Annotated in this window: 15 protein-coding genes and 1 pseudogene; 5 read left to right on the plus strand and 11 right to left on the minus strand. The window is 70.8% G+C overall.

Going from position 1 to position 19075, the window contains the following annotated elements; all coding sequences use genetic code 11:
* Positions 1-71: 71 nt before the first annotated feature.
* The 8 genes and pseudogenes from ACIQFU_RS24555 to ACIQFU_RS24590 form a co-directional block, all read right to left on the minus strand.
* Positions 72-2651 carry a LuxR C-terminal-related transcriptional regulator gene (locus tag ACIQFU_RS24555; RefSeq protein WP_402554314.1) on the minus strand — a complete coding sequence of 860 codons (2580 nt, stop codon included), beginning with the start codon at positions 2649-2651 and terminating at the stop codon, positions 72-74.
* Positions 2652-2688: 37 nt separating this feature from the next.
* A pseudogene (locus ACIQFU_RS24560) lies at positions 2689-2952 on the minus strand (ATP-binding protein); the annotation flags it as partial.
* A gap of 73 nt (positions 2953-3025) precedes the next feature.
* Positions 3026-3427: a DUF6009 family protein gene (locus ACIQFU_RS24565; protein WP_402554315.1), complete on the minus strand. Its 402-nt coding sequence runs from the start codon at positions 3425-3427 to the stop codon at positions 3026-3028.
* Entirely contained in the window at positions 3427-4947 is a 1521-nt protein-coding gene (locus ACIQFU_RS24570; protein WP_402554316.1) for a phage/plasmid primase, P4 family, read from the minus strand. Before ACIQFU_RS24570 ends, ACIQFU_RS24565 begins: the two co-directional genes overlap by 1 nt.
* On the minus strand, positions 4944-6059 hold the full coding sequence (locus ACIQFU_RS24575; RefSeq protein ID WP_402554317.1) for a bifunctional DNA primase/polymerase: 1116 nt from the start codon (positions 6057-6059) through the stop codon (positions 4944-4946). The genes ACIQFU_RS24570 and ACIQFU_RS24575 overlap by 4 nt, the downstream gene beginning before the upstream one ends.
* Positions 6060-6562: 503 nt before the next feature.
* Positions 6563-8011, minus strand: a complete 1449-nt coding sequence (locus tag ACIQFU_RS24580) for a dihydrolipoyl dehydrogenase family protein (protein ID WP_402554318.1) — start codon at positions 8009-8011, stop codon at positions 6563-6565.
* An 88-nt stretch (positions 8012-8099) separates the two neighbouring features.
* Complete coding sequence (locus tag ACIQFU_RS24585; protein ID WP_402554319.1) at positions 8100-8546, minus strand: VOC family protein; 447 nt, start codon at positions 8544-8546, stop codon at positions 8100-8102.
* A 48-nt stretch (positions 8547-8594) separates the two neighbouring features.
* Positions 8595-9458: an alpha/beta fold hydrolase gene (locus tag ACIQFU_RS24590; protein ID WP_402554320.1), complete on the minus strand. Its 864-nt coding sequence runs from the start codon at positions 9456-9458 to the stop codon at positions 8595-8597.
* A 421-nt stretch (positions 9459-9879) separates the two neighbouring features.
* Here ACIQFU_RS24590 and ACIQFU_RS24595 point away from each other — a divergent pair, with 421 nt between their 5' ends.
* On the plus strand, positions 9880-10791 hold the full coding sequence (locus ACIQFU_RS24595; protein ID WP_402554321.1) for an SGNH/GDSL hydrolase family protein: 912 nt from the start codon (positions 9880-9882) through the stop codon (positions 10789-10791).
* 115 nt (positions 10792-10906) lie between these two features.
* Here ACIQFU_RS24595 and ACIQFU_RS24600 read toward each other — a convergent pair whose 3' ends face one another.
* Positions 10907-11539, minus strand: a complete 633-nt coding sequence (locus ACIQFU_RS24600; protein ID WP_402554322.1) for a peptide deformylase — start codon at positions 11537-11539, stop codon at positions 10907-10909.
* Positions 11540-11757: 218 nt separating this feature from the next.
* On the opposite strand from ACIQFU_RS24600, the gene ACIQFU_RS24605 reads away from it, so the two are divergent.
* Positions 11758-12039, plus strand: a complete 282-nt coding sequence (locus ACIQFU_RS24605; protein WP_402554323.1) for a WhiB family transcriptional regulator — start codon at positions 11758-11760, stop codon at positions 12037-12039.
* 204 nt (positions 12040-12243) lie between these two features.
* Here ACIQFU_RS24605 and ACIQFU_RS24610 read toward each other — a convergent pair whose 3' ends face one another.
* A complete protein-coding gene (locus ACIQFU_RS24610) occupies positions 12244-13455 on the minus strand; it encodes a ParB/RepB/Spo0J family partition protein (RefSeq protein ID WP_402554324.1) in 1212 nt (403 codons plus the stop codon).
* Complete coding sequence (locus ACIQFU_RS24615) at positions 13452-14717, minus strand: ParA family protein (protein WP_402554325.1); 1266 nt, start codon at positions 14715-14717, stop codon at positions 13452-13454. Before ACIQFU_RS24615 ends, ACIQFU_RS24610 begins: the two co-directional genes overlap by 4 nt.
* 1024 nt (positions 14718-15741) lie before the next feature.
* On the opposite strand from ACIQFU_RS24615, the gene ACIQFU_RS24620 reads away from it, so the two are divergent.
* The 3 genes from ACIQFU_RS24620 (at position 15742) to ACIQFU_RS24630 (ending at position 19062) form a co-directional block, all read left to right on the plus strand.
* The gene (locus tag ACIQFU_RS24620) at positions 15742-16911 is read left to right on the plus strand and encodes a bifunctional DNA primase/polymerase (protein WP_402554326.1); all 1170 of its coding nucleotides are present in this window, start codon (positions 15742-15744) and stop codon (positions 16909-16911) included.
* Positions 16908-18476: a phage/plasmid primase, P4 family gene (locus tag ACIQFU_RS24625; protein WP_402554327.1), complete on the plus strand. Its 1569-nt coding sequence runs from the start codon at positions 16908-16910 to the stop codon at positions 18474-18476. Before ACIQFU_RS24620 ends, ACIQFU_RS24625 begins: the two co-directional genes overlap by 4 nt.
* A gap of 202 nt (positions 18477-18678) precedes the next feature.
* The gene (locus ACIQFU_RS24630; RefSeq protein ID WP_402554328.1) at positions 18679-19062 is read left to right on the plus strand and encodes a DUF6009 family protein; all 384 of its coding nucleotides are present in this window, start codon (positions 18679-18681) and stop codon (positions 19060-19062) included.
* Positions 19063-19075: the final 13 nt, after the last annotated feature.

Consider the following 19075-nt stretch of genomic DNA (forward strand, 5'->3'; position numbering starts at 1 on the left):
GGCCCGGCACCGGGCCGACGCCTGAGCCCGGTACCGGCCGATGCCACCCCGCACGGCGGCTCGGACGCCGCTCAGTGGCCGCCGTCGGTGTCGAGGTCGGCGAGGGCGTCGCGCAGGGCGGCCCGGGAGGTGATGCCGAGCTTGGGGAAGATCTGGTACAGGTGCGTGCTCACGGTCCGGTGGGAGAGGAACATCCGCTCGGCGATCTGCTTGTTGGTCAGTCCGGTCGCCGCCAGGGTCGCGATCTGCAGTTCCTGGGCCGTCAGTGACACCGGGCCCGCCGTCGCCGCGGCCGGGGCGGCCTGACCGCTCGCCCGCAGCTCGGCCGCCGCGCGGGCCGCCCAGGGCGCCGCCCCCAGTTGCTCGAAGGCCTCCCGTGCCCGGGACAGATGCTCACGGGCCTCCGTCGTCGCCCGCTCGCGCCTGAGGCGTTCCCCGTGGAAGAGACGCACGCGCGCCACGTCGAAGGGCCAGCGTTCGGGGCCCGGCAGGGACAGCGCCCGCTCGAACGCGGCGAGGGCGGCGTCCCCGTTCGTGATCAGTGCCTCGCTCCCCCGCACGAGCAGTTCCAGACGGGGCGACAGCTCGGCCATCGCGGACTCGCGCATCGCCGCCACGTGTGCGGCGGCCTCCGCGTCCCGGCCGGTCCTGACGGCCGCCTCCACCAGGTCCATCGCACCCCACATCGCGTGCGGCACATAGGGCGCCAGGGTCCCGGGCCGGCTCAGCGTGGAGGCGTGCCGGAAGGCGGCCTCGAAGTCTCCGCTGCCGATGGCGGCCAGGGCCCGGGCGTGGCAGGCGAAGTATCCGGCGCCCTGCGCACCATGCGGCGCCGACCATCTGACGATCTCCTCGGTCAGCGCGGCGCTGGTCTCCGCGTCGCCCCGGGCGGCCGCCAGCAGGGCCTGCGCGTAGTGGAAGTACCAGGTGAAGAACCGGTAGTCGTGTTCCGCGCACAGGACGAGACCCTCCTGGGCCAGCTCCACCGCGGTGTCCCACCGGCCCGAGTGGTAGTAGTCCAGGCACAGGTCCATCAGCGCGCCCAGGTGCCGGCGCACCGGGGCGGCGCCGGCCCGGCCCTGCTCGACCACGCGGCGCGAGGCGTCCCGCACGTCCGCCAGCCGGTCCGGGTAGAGCGAGGCGGTCCCGATGCGCATCACCCGCGCGGGGTCGGACTTGCTCTCGATGCCGGCGAGGAGCGCACCGAGCCGGGGCAGCGCCTCGGCCCCGGCGCGCGCGGGGTCGGCGAAGGTCCGGATGGTCACCCACAGCAGGTCGGGCACTTCGGGGGTGAGCCGGTCCGCCGCCCGGAACAGCGGCTCCCACATCTTGGGGTCGCCGCTGTACGAGCAGAGCAGGACCAGGGTGTGCAGGGCCTCGCCGAGGGCGCTGTCGGAGGCGTCGTAGCCGTGGTCCCCGGCCTCGATCGCGCCGACCAGCAGCCGGTGCGCGGTGTCGATGTCGCCGTCCCTGTTGATCAGCAGGAACGCGGAGGCCGCCGCCGCGTGCAGCGAGTCCTGGCCGGTGGGATGCACCAGCCGCGCCCCCGCGAGCAGCCGGGAGGCGTCCTCCAGCTCGCCGCCGGCGTCGGCACCGATGTAGGCCGCCTCCGCCAGGCGCCGGCTCTCGTCGGCCGGCTCGGGGCTGAGCCCGGCCGCCCGGGTCAGCGCCGCCACCGCGCCCAGCGCGTCCCCGCGCCGGATCCGGTGCCGCGCGGTCTGCTCCAGCAGGGCCGCCACCTCCTCGTCGGGACCGGAAGCGGCCTCTCCCAGGTGCCAGGCCCGGCGCTCCGGCTGGTCGGTGAGGACATCGGCGAGCGCCTGGTGCGCCCTCCTGCGGGCCGCGGTGGTCGCCTCCTCCACCACCGCCGAACCGATCAGCGGGTGCCGGAAGCTCAGCCGCCGGGTCAGACCCGAGATCGACACCAGCCGCTCGCGTTCCGCGGGCCCCAGCTCGTCCACCACCCCCCGGACACCTCCGGCCGCCCCGATCACCGCGAGGTCACCGGTTCCGTCGAGCGCCGCGATCAGCAGCAGCTCGCGGACCCGCTCGGGCAGCGCGGCCACCCGTGAGGCGTACAGCGCCTGCAGCCGCTCCCCCAGAGGCAGCACGGCCGGTACCGCCGCCAGCGCCGTCCGCTGCTCGCCGGTCAGCGCGGCCGGCAGCTCGACCAGCGCCAGGGGGTTGCCGCGCGCCTCCGCCGCGACCCGGCGCCGTACCGCGGGAGAGACGTCGGGATGGGTGTGGGCGAGCAGCTGGGCCGACGCCCGGGCGTCCAGCGGCTGCACCCGGTACTCGGTCAGGCCGCTGGTCTCGAAGAAGCTCTCGGACCCCTCCCGCGAGGCCGCCAGGAAGCCGATGCGGCTGCCGACCAGCCGCCGGGCGACGAACCCGAGTACCGCGTTCGTCGCCCGGTCCAGCCACGGCAGGTCGTCGACGATCAGCAGCAGCGGTGTCCGCGCGGCGGTCTCGCGCAACAGCAGCAGCACCGCCGTCGACGTCAGCAGACGGTCCGGCGAGGGGCCGCCGCCGATGCCCACCGCCACCTGCAGCGCGTCCCGGTGCACCGGATCCAGCACGTCGAAGGAATCGAACAGAGGCACGAGCAGCTGATTCAGGCCGGCGTAGCTGATGTCCGCCTCGAACTGCACGCCGTCCGCGCAGGACCCTGACCCCGTCGTTCGCCGCGGCCGCGGCCACCGCGTCCAGCAGTACGGACTTGCCCACTCCGGCCTCGCCCGACAGCAGCAGGGCGCCTCCCTGGACCGCGGAGTCGTTGAAGAAGGACCGGACGAACTTCAGGTCCCTGTCCCGGCCGATCAACTCCATCGAGTCGTGGAAGGTTCTCGGGTCAAGGTCGTTCATCGGGCTGCCTCCAACGCCACGATGCAAGAGCGGCCCGGTCTTTGTCCGCCGACTCGGCCATGCCCACACGAGGCTCGGTAGGGCCATGCAATCACTGTGGGTAAAAGATGTCCAGATTTCGACGAATGCTGGGACGGTGGCGGAAAAGCTCCGGCCTGCGTCACAGCGGCAGCGTTATCCCCAGTTGCCGCATGGCGCTGGAGGGGGGACCGCCTTCGGAGCGTTCGGTCTTGTAGCCCTTGACCCTCGGCTCCAGGGTGCGCGGGTCGACGGCCTCGGCAGGGGCGCTCTTGGCGTACAGGCCCGCGGGCTGGCTGTCGCGGTCGTGGGGCAGCAGCCAGAAGACGCGGCGACGGAAGGTGCCGGAGGCGCGGGAGGCCTTGGCGGTGGGGCCGAGCAGCGCGTAGCCGACCATGCGGCCGTCGCGGTGGTAGGCGGGGCGGCCCTTGCGGGTGGGCAGCCGGTCCAGGCTCTGGCGTACGTAGTCCAGCGACCCGATGTCCTCCAGCCACACCAGTTCGGTCTCGTGGCTGATCTCGTCCTCGGTGATCAGGGAGCTCATCAGCCGGCGTCCCTCTCCTCGTCGGTGAGCAGTCCGATGCCCGGATAGTGCTTGCGCTGGTTGGACAGGATCATCTCCTTGGGCGAGGCCAGGCCCACGAGTTCGCGGGTACGGGCGGCGAACGCTCGGGACGACATGGCCGGGGCCCCTTCATTCTGGCACCAGGTCCGGTACGCCGCGTAGAGCGCCGTCTGTTCCACCCGCAGCTCCGGGGCGTGGCGGCAGCATTCGTCGTAGAAGCGTCCGGTGTGGTCCTCGGTCTCGGCGTAGGCGGTGGTGGCGATGCGCACCCGTTCGGGACCGGTGAGGTCGCGGGCACCCGCGAGGTAGCGCCGCGCGCCGTCGATGAGCCAGCCGAGGATGCCGGGGCCCTCCTCGGTGACGAGGATGTCCGCCAGGTTGTCGATCTTCCGGTGGTCGGGGACGACGCGCTCGAAGGGGATCAGGCGCATGCGGCGCCAGAAGGCGTAGCCGCCGGTGCCGACCTCGGGCCGGTGGTTGCCGAGCAGCCAGAGCTTGTGGGTGGGTTCGAAGCTGAAGAAGTCCTGGCGCATGCGGCGGGCCTTGATCCGGTCGCCGCCGGTCAGCAGTTTGACCCGGGCCTCGTCGAACTTGTCGCCGGGCTTGACCTCCGAGCAGACGATGACACGTCGGCCGTGGAGTTCGGCGAGGTCGGTCGGGTGGCCCTCGTAGGGCCGGGCCATGAGGAATCCGGGCGGGGCGGCGTCGGCGTAGTCGCCGAGGAGCTTCATCAGCACGTCCAGGAGCACGGACTTGCCGTTCTTGCCGGATCCGAAGAGGAAGGGCAGCACCTGGCCGCCGACGTCGCCGGTGACGGAGTAGCCCAGCAGCAGTTGCAGGTAGGCGACCATCTCCACGCCCTCGGTGTCGTCACCGAAGGTGTCGGTCAGGAAGCGCTGCCAGCGCGGGGTGGGCATGGGCTGGGGACCCAGGGTGGTGGAACGGGAGTGGAAGTCCTTGTTCGGGTCCGGGTTCTTGATCAGACCGGTGCGCAGGTCGACGATGCCGTCGGGGGTGCACAGGGCGTAGGGGTCGGCGTCGAGGCGGGCGGCGTTGAGGACCATGCCGGGGGCGGATTTCGCCTGGGTGAGCATCGCGTTGATGCCGGTGGTGGACAGGGCGCGACGGCGGTGCTGCTGGAGGGCGGTGGTGGTGAAGGCGCCGCGGGGGTCGTGGGTGGCGATGTTCTCGGCCAGGTCCCCCGCCGCCCACAGGACGGTGTCGTCCTCGTCGATCTGCCAGCGGGTGGTGTCCCAGCGGTACCAGCCGATGCCGGGGACATGGCGGTAGTCGTCGGCGTACAGCTTGACGAAGAGCTTGGCGTTGCCGCGGTCGGAGAGCGTGTCGGGCAGCAGTCCGTGCGCCGTGACGTCACCGGCCGGGGTCCGTTCCGGCTCGGCCTGGGCGGGCACCGGTACGGCGGCCGTCCGGGCGCGGATCTCCGCGGCGACGGCTTCGGGGTCGAACTCGAAGAGGGTCTCCCGGCCGGGCGAAGTCACGGGCGCCTCCCGGTGGGGTGCAGGGGCCGTTCGAGGCCCGCGCCGAGGCCGGCGGCGATGATGTGCCCGATGCGGTGCTCCTGGCCGGGGCGGGCGGCTGCTGCGGTGTCCCGGAGGGCGCTCTCCGCCTCTTCCCGGGGCAGGCGTCCGGCGGCGATGAGTCCTCCGAGGGTGTAGGCGGCGCGGTTGAGGGCGTCGGAGAAGCCCGCGCCCTCCGGGACCTGCCCGCAGGCCTCCACGGGAGCCAGTACGGCGGCCAGGACGCGGCGTACGCGGCTGCGGCCGCCGCCCGCTCCGAGTACGGCCTGCTGGGCGCGGGGCGGCACCGGGCGGGGGGCGGGGACGCCGGTGGCGGGCAGGTGTCCGGTGCGTTCGAGTTCCTGGGCGAGCCAGACCGGCAGCGGGGCCGGTTCGAGGGTGTCGCCGACGGGGGTGTACGTGCCGGCGTCGGTGGTGTTGCCGGGCGCCACGATGTAACTGCCGTGGGCCCGGATGTCGACCTGCCAGGCCAGAGCGCGGCCGGTGCCGGTGCCGACGGAGGACTGCCAGCGGCGGTGGTCCGCGGCCCGGTACCAGACGTGGAGCCCGCCGGAGGGGGTGCGCACGCGCAGTGTGGTCGCGTCCTCGGCGGGGCTCTGCCGGCCGCGCAGGGCGGCAAGCACGGCGATGGTGTGGAAGCCGTTGGCGAGGCCGGTGAGGTCGACGTCGTCGGAGATGGGGATGCCCGGCAGGATCCGGTCCCTGGCGGGCGGCTGCGCGGGGTGCGCGTCGATGTCGACGACGACCAGGCCGGCCGGGCCGCAGGAGACCCCGACGCCCAGTTCCGGACGACGCCCCCACCACTGCCGGATCCGTTCCTGGTCGAGCGTGGCGGCGTGGAAGCCGTGGCACCAGCCGCCGTCCGCCAGGCAGGGGCAGGCGGCGGGGGCGTGCCGGTCGGTGCGGCAGTGGCCGCAGTTCGCGACCGGTGTCTTGCGCCGCACGGCCAGGGGGTGCACGGGCCAGCCGCGGCGGGCGCACCAGCGGGCGGTGTCCGGCGACTGTCCGGCAACGGGTGCCTGAGGGGCGGGCAGACGTGAGTCGCTGCGGGAGAAGCGCAGCTCAGAAGGCATGTACACCCCTTACCAGCGACCGAAGCGACTCAACGATGGACACAGACTAGCGAACGTGGCCGGTGAGGTCGTGGAGCACATGCGAAAGGGCCGTGCCCCCGTGTCGATGATGCGATCAGCGGGAGGCGCTCAGCGACCGAAGGAAAAGGGCCAGCGACTGAACGCTTCGGTCGCTGCCCGGAGGCGTGGAAGAAATACGCAGGTCAGAAGCTACTCGACACCCCGATCAGCGACTGAAGCGACTGAAGGTCTCTATATATGACGCACACACGCACACACGAATGTCTTCATATACCCGGACCTTCAGTCGCTTTAGTCGCTGTTGACTCAACACATGTGACTTGACCTGCGGTTTTCTGGGCAGAACTGGAGCGACCGAAGAGTCTTTGAGTAGCTGATCCTTCAGTCGCTGTGCCACGGACGGGCAGCGACCGAAGCGACCCGAGCGACTGAAGCGACCGGAGGCCGTAGCCCCGTAGGCCCCCGGTCGGCCCGTCGGCCGGCTACTGGGCCTGCCGGTCGCGGTACGTCTCCAGCAGGCGCAGCCACACCTCGCCGAGGGTGGGGAACGCCGGTACCACGTGCCACAGCCGTTCCAGGGGGATCTCCGCGGCGACGGTGGCCGAGTGCACGAGCTCGGCGACGCCCGGCCCCACGAAGGTCGCTCCGACGACGGTACGGCGGTCGGGGTCGATCAGGATGCGGGCCCTGCCGCGGTAGTCCGGGCGGTACTGGACGGCGCCCGCGAGGTGGCCGATCTCGTAGTCGACCACGTCGACGCGGCGACCGGTGCGCTCGGCCTGCAGGGTGGTCAGGCCCACCGCCGCGATCTCCGGGTCGGTGACGACGACCAGGGGAACGGCGCCGGCGTCGGCCGTGGCGGCGTGCGGCCCCCAGGGAGCGGTGTCGGGTGCCGAGCCCCCGGCCCTGGCTGCGATCACCGCTCCGGCGATGCGGGCCTGGTACTTGCCCTGATGGGTGAAGAGCGCACGACGGTTGACGTCCCCGACCGCGTACAGCCACTCCCCCTGCACGGCCGTGACGGTCAGGGTGTCGTCCACGGCGAGCCAGTCCCCCGGCGTCAGGCCCACCGTCTCCAGGCTGATGTCCTCGGTGCGGGGCGCCCGGCCGGTGGCGAACAGGATCTCGTCGGCGGTGATCTCCTCCCCCGAGGAGAGGGTGACCACGAGTTCGTCGTCCTGGCCGCCCAGGCGCTTCGCGGTGGACAGCGTCGTGCCGAACCTGAGGTCGACCCCGGCTTCCCGCAGGCGCTCGGCGACCAGCTCTCCGGCGAAGGGCTCGAGCTGGGGCAGCAGGCCCTCCTCGCGCACGAGCATCGTCACCCGGCTGCCCAGCGCCTGCCAGGCGGTGGCCATCTCGGTGCCCACGACCCCGGCACCGACGACGATCAGCCGCCCCGGCACCTCCTGGGCGCTGGTCGCCTCCCGGCTGGTCCAGGGCCGCAGGCCGTCCACCCGGGGCAGGTCCGGGAGGGCCGCGCGGCTGCCGGTGCACACGGCGACGGCATGCCGGGCCCGCAGCCGCACGGTGTCGCCCTCGGGCGTGTGCACGAGCACCTCGCGGGGCCCGGCCAGCCGCCCGTGCCCGCGCAGCAGCGCGACCCCGGCGGACTCGAGCCATTCGACCTGGCCCTCGTCGTTCCAGTCGCCGGACATGCGGTCCCGGTGCGCCAGTACGGCGGCGGGGTCCAGCGGCCCGGCGACGGCCGGGTCGAGGCCCGGGACGTGTGAGGCGTCGGAGCGCAGCAGCGCGGGCCGCAGCAGCGCCTTGCTGGGCTCGCAGGCCCAGTACGAGCACTCGCCGCCGACGAGTTCGCTCTCCACGACGACGGTACTCAGACCTGCGACGGTGGTGCGGTCGGCGACGTTCTCCCCGACCGGGCCGGCGCCGATGACCACGACGTCGTAGGTGCGGATGTTCTCGGTCGTCATGGATCCTCCGGTGGATGTGCCCCGGCGGGGCGGTGGGAGCGAGAGACCTCCCGGGGACGCGGTGCCGCCGCCCCCGGGAGTGCGGTGGTCAGCGGCCGGGGGCGCGCTCGGAGACTTCCTGGAGGAACCAGCCGTTGCCGTCGGGGTCCGAGAACGAGGCGAAGGAGCCGTAGCTCGCCCGCTCCGGGTGGGTCCCCGGGACCCGGTCGGAGTCGCCCGCGTGGTGGAAGATGCCGGTCACGTCCTGGAACGGACCTGACACCTCGACGCCGCGGCCGGTCAGTTCCTCCTGGGCCTTCACGATGTCGGTGACGATCAGGTGCAGGCCCTGCTGTGTGCCCGCCTGCGCGTCGGTGAGGCCATCACCGAAGATGATCGAGCACTCGGAGCCGGGCGGCGTGACCTGGACGACCCGGTAGCCCTCCTGGACCGGGAAATCGGCGTCGAGCCGGAAGCCCAGTGTCTGCGTGTAGAAGGCCTTCGCACGATCGACGTCGGACACGGGTACGACGATGACTTCAAGCTTCATGTCCATGGCAGGGTCTCTCACTTCTCGGGGCTCGCCGGTGTGGGTGTGGGTGTGTCAGCGGTGGGTGGTGGCACGTGCGGCCTGCTCGATGACGTGGGCCACGGTGCGGGGGTGGGAAACGGCGACGGAGTGGCTGGCCGCGACCTCGGTGGTGTGGGCGTGGGCGCGGTGGGCCATGAAGCGCTGGACGGCCGGAGGGATGTTGAGGTCCTGGGTGGTGATGACGTCCCAGGCGGGGATGGTCTTCCAGGCGGCGGTGGTGGCCTTCTCCTCGAGCGCGGCCTGGGCGATGGGGCGCTGGCCCGCGGCGGCGAGGGCGGCTTCGTTGCGGGGGACGTCGGCCGCGAACTGGTGGCGGAACTTGTCCTGCTGGATGTAGAGGTCGGTTCCGGTGGTGCCGTCGGGGAGGGTGTAGGGGGCGGGGTCGAGGGCGTCGGGGAGGGTGGAGCCCGGGAACTTGTTGGTCAGCTCCAGGGCGCTCTCGCCGGGGGCGGGTAGGAACGCGGCGACGTAGACGAGGGCCTTGACGTCCCGGTCGCCGGTGGCGGCCTGGCTGATGACGTTGCCGCCGTAGGAGTGGCCGACCACGATCTTGGGGCCCTTGACGTGGTCCAGGACGCTGCGCAGGGCGGCGGCGTCGTAGGCCGGGCCGCGCAGCGGGTTGGCCGCGGCCACCACCGGGTAGCCTGCGGCCCGCAGTTCCTTGACCACTCCGTTCCAGCTCGAGGAGTCCGCGAACGCGCCGTGCTCCAGCACGACCGTCGGCTTGACCCAGCGGTCCTGGCCGCCCGCGCCCGCGTCCTGCTGGGCACTCGCCGGCCCGGCCAGCGCGACCGCCCCCACCGCGCCCGCGACCGCCACGGACGACACCACGCCCACCATCACACGACCCCGACGCACACCCATGAAACCGGCCATGACCATTCCCTTCATCACACACGCTCAAGAACCAGGCGAAACCGAGGCTCCCGCTCTCGTCACCGCCTTGACTGGTGATGAATCTGTCACGAGAAACATCACCTGTCAAGACGGTGACGCGCGGGGGTGTGCCCGCAGGAGGACACACCCGCGGGCGGGCTCGGTGCCGCCCACCTTCTCGCGCGGCGAGGTGTCCCGACATCCGTCACATGACGGTCCGTGCACCAGGCCGGGCCCGTAGCCCTAAGCCATTCGACTCCCGGGCCCCCGACGACAGGTGCCAATTCGTTACCGGTGCCTTCGGCACCTTCGGCCGCTCGGATACGTGTGACTAGTGGGCGTCCTCAACCGCACGGCGGTCCACGGCAGTTCACCGTGGTCCGGGGAAGCCCCTCCCCACGGAGTTCCGAAAGGACAGAACTTGAGAAGACTGCTTCCCACCTCCCGTACGGGGCGTGTCCTCACGGCGGTGGCCGCCCTGCTCTGTGCCGGCACGGCCCTCGCGACGGCCGGTCCGGCGGCGGCGAGTACGGCCCCGGAGACCAGGCACCGGGTCGACTACGTCGCTCTCGGCGACTCGTACGCCTCCGCCCCGCTGGTGCCGACCCAGGTGGACGCGACCTGCCGGCGTTCCGACCACAACTACGCCTCGCTGGTCGCGAGGCGGACGAGGTCGGCGCTGACGGACGTCAGCTGTGCCGGAGCCACCACCGCGGACATGACCACCGCCCAGGGCACCGTGCCCGCCCAGTTCGACGCCCTCGACCGGGGCACCGACCTGGTCACCGTCACCATCGGCGGCAACGACATCGGCTTCTCGACCGTCCTGGGGACCTGCGCGCAGCTCACCCCCTCCGCACCTGCGGGAGCGCCCTGCAAGGCCCACTACGCGGGTGCGGGCGCGGACCTGATCACGGACTCGATCACCCGGACCGCGCCGAAGATCGCGCAGGTGCTCCGTGGTATCCACCACCGCTCACCGCACGCCCGCGTCGTGGTGGTCGGATACCCCGACCTCTTCCCGGAGGACGGGGTGGGCTGCACGAGTGCCGAGGTACCGCTGGCGGCGGACGACTTCTCCTACCTCCGGGACAAGGAGAAGGAACTCAACGCGATGCTGGCCGGGCAGGCACGGCGCGGTGGGGCCGAGTATGTGAACACCTACTCCCCGACCGTCGGGCACGACCTCTGCCGGCCGCTCCCCGAGCGGTGGATCGAGACGTTCGCCCCACAGACGCCGGCGGCCCCCGTACACCCCAACGCGGCGGGCGAGCGGGCCATGGCCGGGGCGGTCCAGCGGGCCCTCTCCCCGCGTCATGTCCGGCACCACTGACCGATCGTGACGCAGGGGCCTCCTGCGGCGGACGCGGCCCGGCGCGGGCCGAGCCGCAGGAGGCCCACCCGAGCCTCCGGGTGCCCGGAGCAGACGGGACCCGCTCGATACGGCGCTACGGCAGGGCGAAGCCGAGCTCCTCGGCCGCAGCCGCCACCCCGGCGGGACCCCACCGCTTCACCACCTGCTCCTGTGTGGACAGCGAACGCAGTTCGGCGCGGTCGAGGTAGAGCGTTCCGTCCAGATGGTCGGACTCGTGCTGCACGATCCGGGCGGCGAAACCGGCGTGCTCCTCCTTGGTCCGCCGTCCGTGCTCGTCCTCGCGGGTGAGGGTGACGCGGTCGGCGCGGGCGACCACGGCCTGCCAGGGCGGCACGCTCAGGCACCCTTCGTAGGCCGCCACGCGCCGGCGCCCCACGGCCTTGCAGGAGGGGTTGATCAGCACGGTGAAGGGCAGGGGTTGCTGCCCGCTCCTGGTCAGCCGTTCGGAGAGCTGCTCGGGAGTCGCCATGACCGCGAGACGCAGCGGGATCCCGACCTGGGGAGCCGCCAGTCCGACCGCCGAGTCGGTCTTCTCCATCGTCTCGCGCATCCGGGCGACAAGGCGGTGCAGCAAGTCGGCGTCGAGCTGTCCCTCATAGGGGTCGGTCCTCTGCCTCAGTACCGGGTCTCCGGCACTGACGATGCCCAGGATCCCCGGTGCGTCGAGAAGGCGGGCCACCTTGTCGGCGAGTTCGTTGTGTTCCATACCAGACCTTTCGGATGCGGCGCGCAGCTCCCCGTGCCTGCACAACCGAGCCTGGTTCCAATGGAGTTCACGGTCGTCGTGATCAGTGAGCAACAACACAGGCGAGGGGTCCGCACCCGAATGGAACGCCTGACACATGTGTTTCATACATATGACCGCTCAACAGAAGGCGTCATAAGATACGTGTGCGATCCTCCTCCGGTACAAAGGGAACAGCCATGAACACGAACTTCCCCTCTCTCTTCCGGATGACGGGGAGCGAGCCCTGCACAGGACAGGACGTCTTCTTCCCCGACGACTACCAGAAGGCGGCCGACGTGGTCGAGGCCAAGGCGCTCTGCGCATCCTGCCCGAGCCTGCAGGCCTGCCGCAGCTGGGCGCTCGACCATCCCACCTTCGCCACCCACGGGATCTGGGGCGGGTTCACGCCGCAGGAGCGCAGAATGCACCGGCGACTGTTCCGCGCCGGGGACGACCTCTGCTCCACCACCGCGGCGTAGAGGTCCCGCCCGCCGCGCACGGGACCTCACGAACCCCCTCCCCCGGACCGGATTTCCACGGAAGAACACTCGAAGCCCGAAAACCGGTTCCCGGGAAAATCGCTCTCAGCGAAGAATCGAACTGTTCGAATAAATGGTCCCTTTCTGAGTATTCAGCCGTTTCGGGCGATATGATCCCTACCACTCCCCCACGTGCCGAGGCGCTCATCGAGAGCTGATCCGGGACTCCTGGCGCTCCTTCTGATGCTTGTTCAGGAGTCCCAGCATCCTGTCGAACTCGGTGTCGCTCATCTTGCGGATGAGGTGCATCGCGATGAAGTGGCCGTCGTCATAGGGAAGTCGCCTGGGCGGCGCCGCGTCGGCCTCGGGCTGCTCGCGATCGGGGGCGGGCGCACGGTCCGACCGAGGCTCCGGGACCGTTTCCCCCCGCTCGGCGGACATCTCGGCGGACTTCTCGGAAACCGAGCCTTCCGGAACCTGCGGAACCTGCGGGACCTGCGGGCGGGGCTCGCTCTCCACCCGAGGCGGCGGAGCAACCACCGCGCCCGCCGTTTCGCGCGGTCGGACGGCTTCGGAGTGGCCCGGGTCCGGGACGGCGGTCTGCGGTGCCTCGACGGCTTCCGGCTCCGACGGGGCCGCCTGGGAGACGGGGGCGGGCACCGGTTCCTCGACCCGGGCGTGGCCCCCTTCAGGCGCACGACGCTCCGCTTCCTTGCGCGCACGGGCGGCCTTGAGCTCCGCCAGGGCCGATTCCTGCCTCTCCTGCGGCTCCTTGGCCACCGCCCGCAGCAGCTCGACGGGCTCCTCCCCCACTACGGCCTGAAGTTCGGGGGTCAGATTCAGCAGAGCCAGGCGCTGGGACACCCAACCCTGCGACTTCCGCAGCCGCTTGGCGAGCTTGACCTGCGAACCGTGCAGGACGAGCAAGCGCTGAAGGGCACGGGCCTCGTCCAGCGGATCGAGGTCCTGGCGGTGGATGTTGGCCACGAGCGCGGATTCGAGGATGGCCTCGCCGTCCCCGCCCTGCTCGTCGTCGACCATGACGCTGAGATGGGTGAGCCCGGCTTCGCGGGCCGCGGCCAGCCGGCTGCTGCCGTCCACCACGACATGCGTCGCGTCGGGGTCCAGGTCCTTCTCGCGTTCCGGGTTGGCCTTGATGTAGGTGTCCCGGTTCATGACCGTGATCGCCTGCTTCTGGCCGTGCTCCTTGAGACTGCCGGCGAGTTCGGTCAGATCACCGAGCGTGGTGCGCGGGTTGTCGGGGTTGGGACTGATGCGGGTGACGGGCAGTCGGGTCGGCGGCGCCATACCCTCGGTCGGGACGCCGGTGGCGGCGCCGATCGCCGCACGGCGGGCGCTGACCGGTCGGGCACTCCCTCCGAAGCGCCCGGCACCCAGCTGGTCGGCCTTGCTCATGAGATCTCCCGGGCCAGCGCGCGCATGCCGACGGACTGCTGCGAGGCGGGTGCGTAGCTCAGCAGGGGTTGCTTCATCCGTACAGCCTCCTTCTGTTCCTTGAGGTCACTGATGAGACCGACGACTCGAGGATCCTTTATGTCGATCCAGCCCTGCAGCGACGAGGTGGCGATGTATCCCCGTCGTCCGTCGTAGAGATTGACCACGACGCCCAGGTAGTCGATGTCGATCCCGAGGTCGTTGCGGAGGTCCTCGATCTGGTTCGTCAGCAGGTCGTAGGCGTCGGCCGAACTGTCCTCGGCCTGGACGACGATGAGCGCCCCGGACTGGCCCGGCCGCTCGCCGTCGCGGCGGCGCCCGTAGTAGGCGGCGGCGTCCATGCTGAGGCCGAGGCTGGGCGGGCAGTCGACGAGAATTACGTCGTAATAGGCCTCGAGCGGCTTCAACGCCCGCTCCAGGGCGGCCTCCCGAGCACGGACGGCGGACAGCCGGACGTCCAGGAGGAACGCGTCGTGGCACGAGGGCAGCAGGTGAAGCCGTCCTCCGAAGTGCGCGTCGTCGATCGAGACGATGAGATCCTTCAGCTCACCCTTGGGATCCCCGGCCATGTGGTTGGTGAGACTGTCGCCGTTCATCGACAGGGGCGAGGCCCCCAGTTGATGGGTGAGGTGGGACTGGGGGTCGAAGTCGACCAGGAGGACACGGAGTCCGAGTCCGGGGAGCTTTTCGACGTCCAGCGGATCCGCGCTGGTCTCACGGCCGTCGGCCGTGGACTCTCCGGCACGGAGTGCGGCCGCCAGAGCCTTGGCGACCCGTACGGGATACAGGGTGTTGGAGTCCTCCGACAGCGCTTCGCCCACCCCGGCGGTGATGGCGGTCTTGCCCACTCCGCCCTTCTGGTTGCAGACGACGACGCGACGGGTGATGTCGGGGCGCTGCACATCGGGCACGGGATTGGTGTCGAGCCAGAGCTGGACGGACTGGGCGAGTCCCTGGATGAGGGAGATCTGGCGGTCCTCCGTGACGCCACGGAACACCTCCCACTGTCCGGGAGGCAGGAACGTCGAGAAGGACTCGGCTCCCGCCGTGTCGATCGAGGCGGTCGCCGAAGCGAGCCCGCACCAGGCCGTGATGCCCTGTTCCACCGCGGTCTGGATGTCGATGCCGAGTTGGGCTGTTCTGACCTTGAGGTTCTGCCGGAGCCATCCCGGCAGCTTGGAGACGACCTTGACCCGGTCGCTCGAGGCAGCTGGCGTAGTCATGGCGCTACCTTACTAACGTGCTAGATCATCAGCCGCACCGACACGTTAGTTTGTGCGAGTTGTTGGACCGTCAGCTTCCGCTACCCCTATTACGGCGTAATAGCTCCGCCGGGGGCACACCGCGACAGCACCTCGTTGGGCGGGCGGCGGGCTGGGCTATTACGGCGTAATAGCCCAGCGGCTCGACTGCCTCTCGACCGGGCGGGGAGGGGGCTCTGCTGATGATCCGGCACAGGTGTGCTCACTGGTCACCGGACAACTTCTCATCGGCGGGCATGTACTCCACCACTCCACCGCTCCACCTCCGGACCTCCGTACCACCGGCGTCCTGAGGCTCCGGGACCTATTACGCCGTAATAGGGGAGGCCTGCGCCGACACGCGGTCGTGCTGCATGCCGGGGCCGGTCCCACACCTCCATGACGAGCAGAGGGACCGGAAAGGTTCACGGGATGTCGGGGCCTGTTGTCCCGGGCGGGGGCCAGGGTCCCTGCACGGGGACTGAAGGGTCTCGGACCCTTTCGGTCCCTGACTCTCAGTCCCTGTTGTTTTCGCAGGTCAGCGGGCTTATGACCGACAAAACAGGGACTGTAGGGACTGAAAAGCGCAATTATGACGTAGACAAGAGATATGTATTCGTACGCGCGTGCGCATACAACAACATCTCCTGTACAGCTCATAATGGGCGCGTTCAGTCCCTACAGTCCCTGATTGGGCCAGTGAATGCCCTCTGACCTGCGAAAACAGCAGAGGGACTGAACAGGGTCCCAGTCTCTTCCAGCCCCTGGGCTTTGGTCCCTCGCCCGTTCCGGTCCCTGGAGCCCCTGCCCGGACCCGCCGGTCCCGATGCCAGACACATTGTGTTCGCCGGTCCCTTGGGCCCCTAGGGTGTGAGGGGCCGAGAAGAGGGTCAGGGGCCCAAGGGACCAGAGCGCTTGATAGAAACGGCACGCGAGCCGGAGAGCCCGTTTTCCGGACCATGCGGCCTACACTCTTCCGCATTAGAGTCCCTTCGGTCCCTGACGGATGGTTTGTCACACGTCGGGGACCGGTGGAGTGATCGAGCAAGCAGACGTGACGAGGACGAACCCCGTGCCGCGCGAAGGTGAGAACCGCGACAGTGCAGCCAGAGTCGGGTCGGCGTCACCGCATGCCGTCGCGCGGTGGTGTGCGGCACAGGGATGGCCCGTCCACCCGCTCGCTCCGGGACGCAAGACGCCCGCGGGCAACTGCCCGTCCTGCCGCGCCCACAGGCACGAACCGGCCTCCTGCCCCTGCCTGCCCGCAGGACGGCCCTGTCACGGCTTCCACTCGGCGACCACCAATCTCGTCCTCGTCGACCGGTGGTGGACCGACCAGCCCTCCGGGGGAGTAGGTGTCGCCTGTGGTCCGGCGGGCCTCGTCGTCATCGACGTGGACGCCCACCCCGTGCCGTTGGCAGACAGGTCACGTCTGCTGCCGGGGATTCCGATTCCGGACCGGGTGACGCTGGACGGACTGGCCTCCGGCTTCGACACGTTGGCGCTGCTCGCCGCCTACCGGGGCCGGCCCGATCCGTCGCGGGACGACACGACGCTCCGGGTGCGCACCCCTTCCGGCGGTCTGCACGTCTGGTACCGGAACCCCGACCCGTCCACACGCCTGCGCTGCTCCACCGGTTCAGGCCGTAATACCGCCCTCGCCTGGCAGGTCGACGTACGCGCCGACGGGGGCTACATCGTGGCCCCCGGCACCCGCACCGCTCAGGGTGTCTACCGGGCCGAGGGGCGGGCGAGGACTCCGGCAGCCCTGCCCGACTGGCTCCGTGACGAACTCGTCCGCACTGGTCATGTCGTCCGGCCCCAGTCACCGGCGCCCGCCCCGGCGCCACCACAGCGCCCCCGGCTCCGCCCCGCCCCGGCAGGCCGCCCGGCCCCGGTCTGGGCCGACCAGATACTGGACCCCCTCATCACCGAGGTCGCCGGATGCGCGATGGCCCCCGAGGGCACCGGCTTCTCCGAGAAACTCAACCGAGCGGCGTACACCGCCGGAGGACTGGTCGGAGCCGGGCACCTCGAGCATGCCGCCATTCGTGATCGACTCGTCCGTGTTGCCTGCTACGCGCGGCCCTGGCAGCAGCCTCGGAATGAAAAGATCGTCGACGACGCCCTTGCCGTAGGGTCTGCCCGCCCTCTCCACCTCAAAGGACGTCCATGAGCAGCAGCGCCGAAGGCTCGCCGCGTTTCGACCCGCAGGCTGCCGCTCAACAGATGCTCGCCTTCCAGCCGCCGGAGCACCAGCAGCAGTCCGCGCCGGTCGTGCTGCCCGCGCAGACAGCCGCACAGCCCGTCTCCCAGGGGTCTCGTACGGAGTCCGGGCCCGGCGGCCACGACAGGACCCTCCTGCCGCCGTCCCTGTCGGACAGGGGGAACGCCCGCCTGTTCGTGCAGCTCCACCGTGACCAGTTCCGGCATGTGGAGGGCCTTGGCTGGTTCGCGTGGGAGGGTCACCGCTGGAAACGGGCCGGGGGAGAGAAGGCCGCGCTGTGGGCCGCGGGGGAGATGGCCGAGGACATGGCCGACACCGACCCGCGCGGGATCTTCAGCAACCGCGAGATCGCGCACCACAAACGGCGGACCCTGTCCACCACCGGCATGAAGGCCCTGCTCACCCAGGCGAAGGCCTCGCCCGACCTCTCCGTGGACCCGGACCGGCTGGACGGGGACCCGTACGCACTGTGCACCCCCGCGGGAATCGTCGACCTCCACAACGGGCAGCTGCGCAAGGCCGAGCCCACCCGCGACTTCCACTCGCGGGCCACCAGCGTCGCGCCCCAGGCCATGGGGACCCCCGGCTGGCACCGCTTCCTCGCCGACACCTTCGGGGACGACGAGGAGGGCAGGGAGATGATCGACTTCCTGCACCTGCTGCTCGGCTACTCCATCACCGGTGACGTCGGCGCCCAGGTCCTGCCGTTCCTCCACGGCGAGGGCAAGAACGGCAAGTCCGTCCTGCTCGACGTCATGATCCAGATCCTCGGCGACTACGCCGACGCGGCCCCGCCGGGCTTCCTCATGGATCGCGGCGCCTTCTCCGAACACTCCACGGAGCTGACCGAACTGCACGGCCGCCGCCTGGTGGTGTGCAGTGAGCTGAAGCCGAACGACAAGTTCGACGAGGCCCGTGTCCGCCTCCTGACCGGCGGCGACAAGATCAAGGCCCGCCGCATGCGGCAGGACTACTTCTCGTTCACCCCCACCCACCACCTCTGGCTGCTGGGCAATCACCGGCCCGAAGTGTCCACCGGCGGCTACGCGTTCTGGCGCCGCATCCGTCTGCTGCCCTTCACCCGGACCGTCCCGGCCGCGCGCCGGATCGACAACCTCGCCTTCGAACTCGTCCGCGACGAGGGGCCGGGCATCCTGCAGTGGCTCATCGAGGGAGCACAGCGCTACCTCGACACCAGGGACCCGCTGGAGGGCCCCGACCGGGTCCGGATCGCCACGACCGCCTACGCCACCACCGAGGACCACATCGGGCGCTTCCTGGCCGAATGCTGCACCAGGGACGGAGACCCGGGGAGGGACCTGCGGGTGGAACAGGGCCTGCTGTACACGGAGTACAGCTCCTGGTGCCACGCGGGCGAGGGGATCCGGCCAGCGACCCCGCGCGCGTTCGCCAACCGGGTGCGCCAGGAGGTGGGGGTGGCCTCTCCGGCGGACATGATCAAGTCGAACGGCCGGAAGTACTATCCCGGCATTGCCCTGTTGGAGTGTTCATGACAGTCGGCGCGGATCGGTCGTCCGCGGCACGCGCCCTACACCGCTGTCGCCGTGCGCTCTACGATGGCTGCCGGGCCCCGCACGCGGCGGCCCCCGCAGGGCGGCTCGCCACTGGCCGGTGGGCGAGCCGGAGCGACACGGACACATGCCCGGCCACGTCCCCCTGTGCGGGGAGCACGCCGACGAAGGAGGGGCTGCAGCCATGAGCTCGCTGTTGACCGAGAGCGACCTCATCCACGAGAAAGAGGTGGTGTGGCTGGAGAACCCCTCGGGTCTCGACTACGTCCGACAGGCGCTGGACAAGACCAAGCGGCGCAACACCAAGCCGCCCTATGCCCGGGACGGCCGCATGGTGGGGTACGCCCTGCTGGACGAGGACGCCTCCCCGGACCCCGACAGCGGCCTCTACAAACGCAGAGTGTTCTTCCTCCTGCCGCACGACCGGGACAGCCTCCCCGACGGTCTCTACCGCGAGGGTGCTCCCGGCGAGGCGGTCGACCCGCGCACCATCGCCCCCAGGAAGCCGGGGGCCAAGACCCCACGTTCGCAGAGCGGTTCGGTCGCCATAGCCACGTCGGCGCCCTGACCCCACCGGGAGA

Source organism: Streptomyces sp. NPDC093065, assembly GCF_044754585.1.
Taxonomy (GTDB): Bacteria; Actinomycetota; Actinomycetes; order Streptomycetales; family Streptomycetaceae; genus Streptomyces.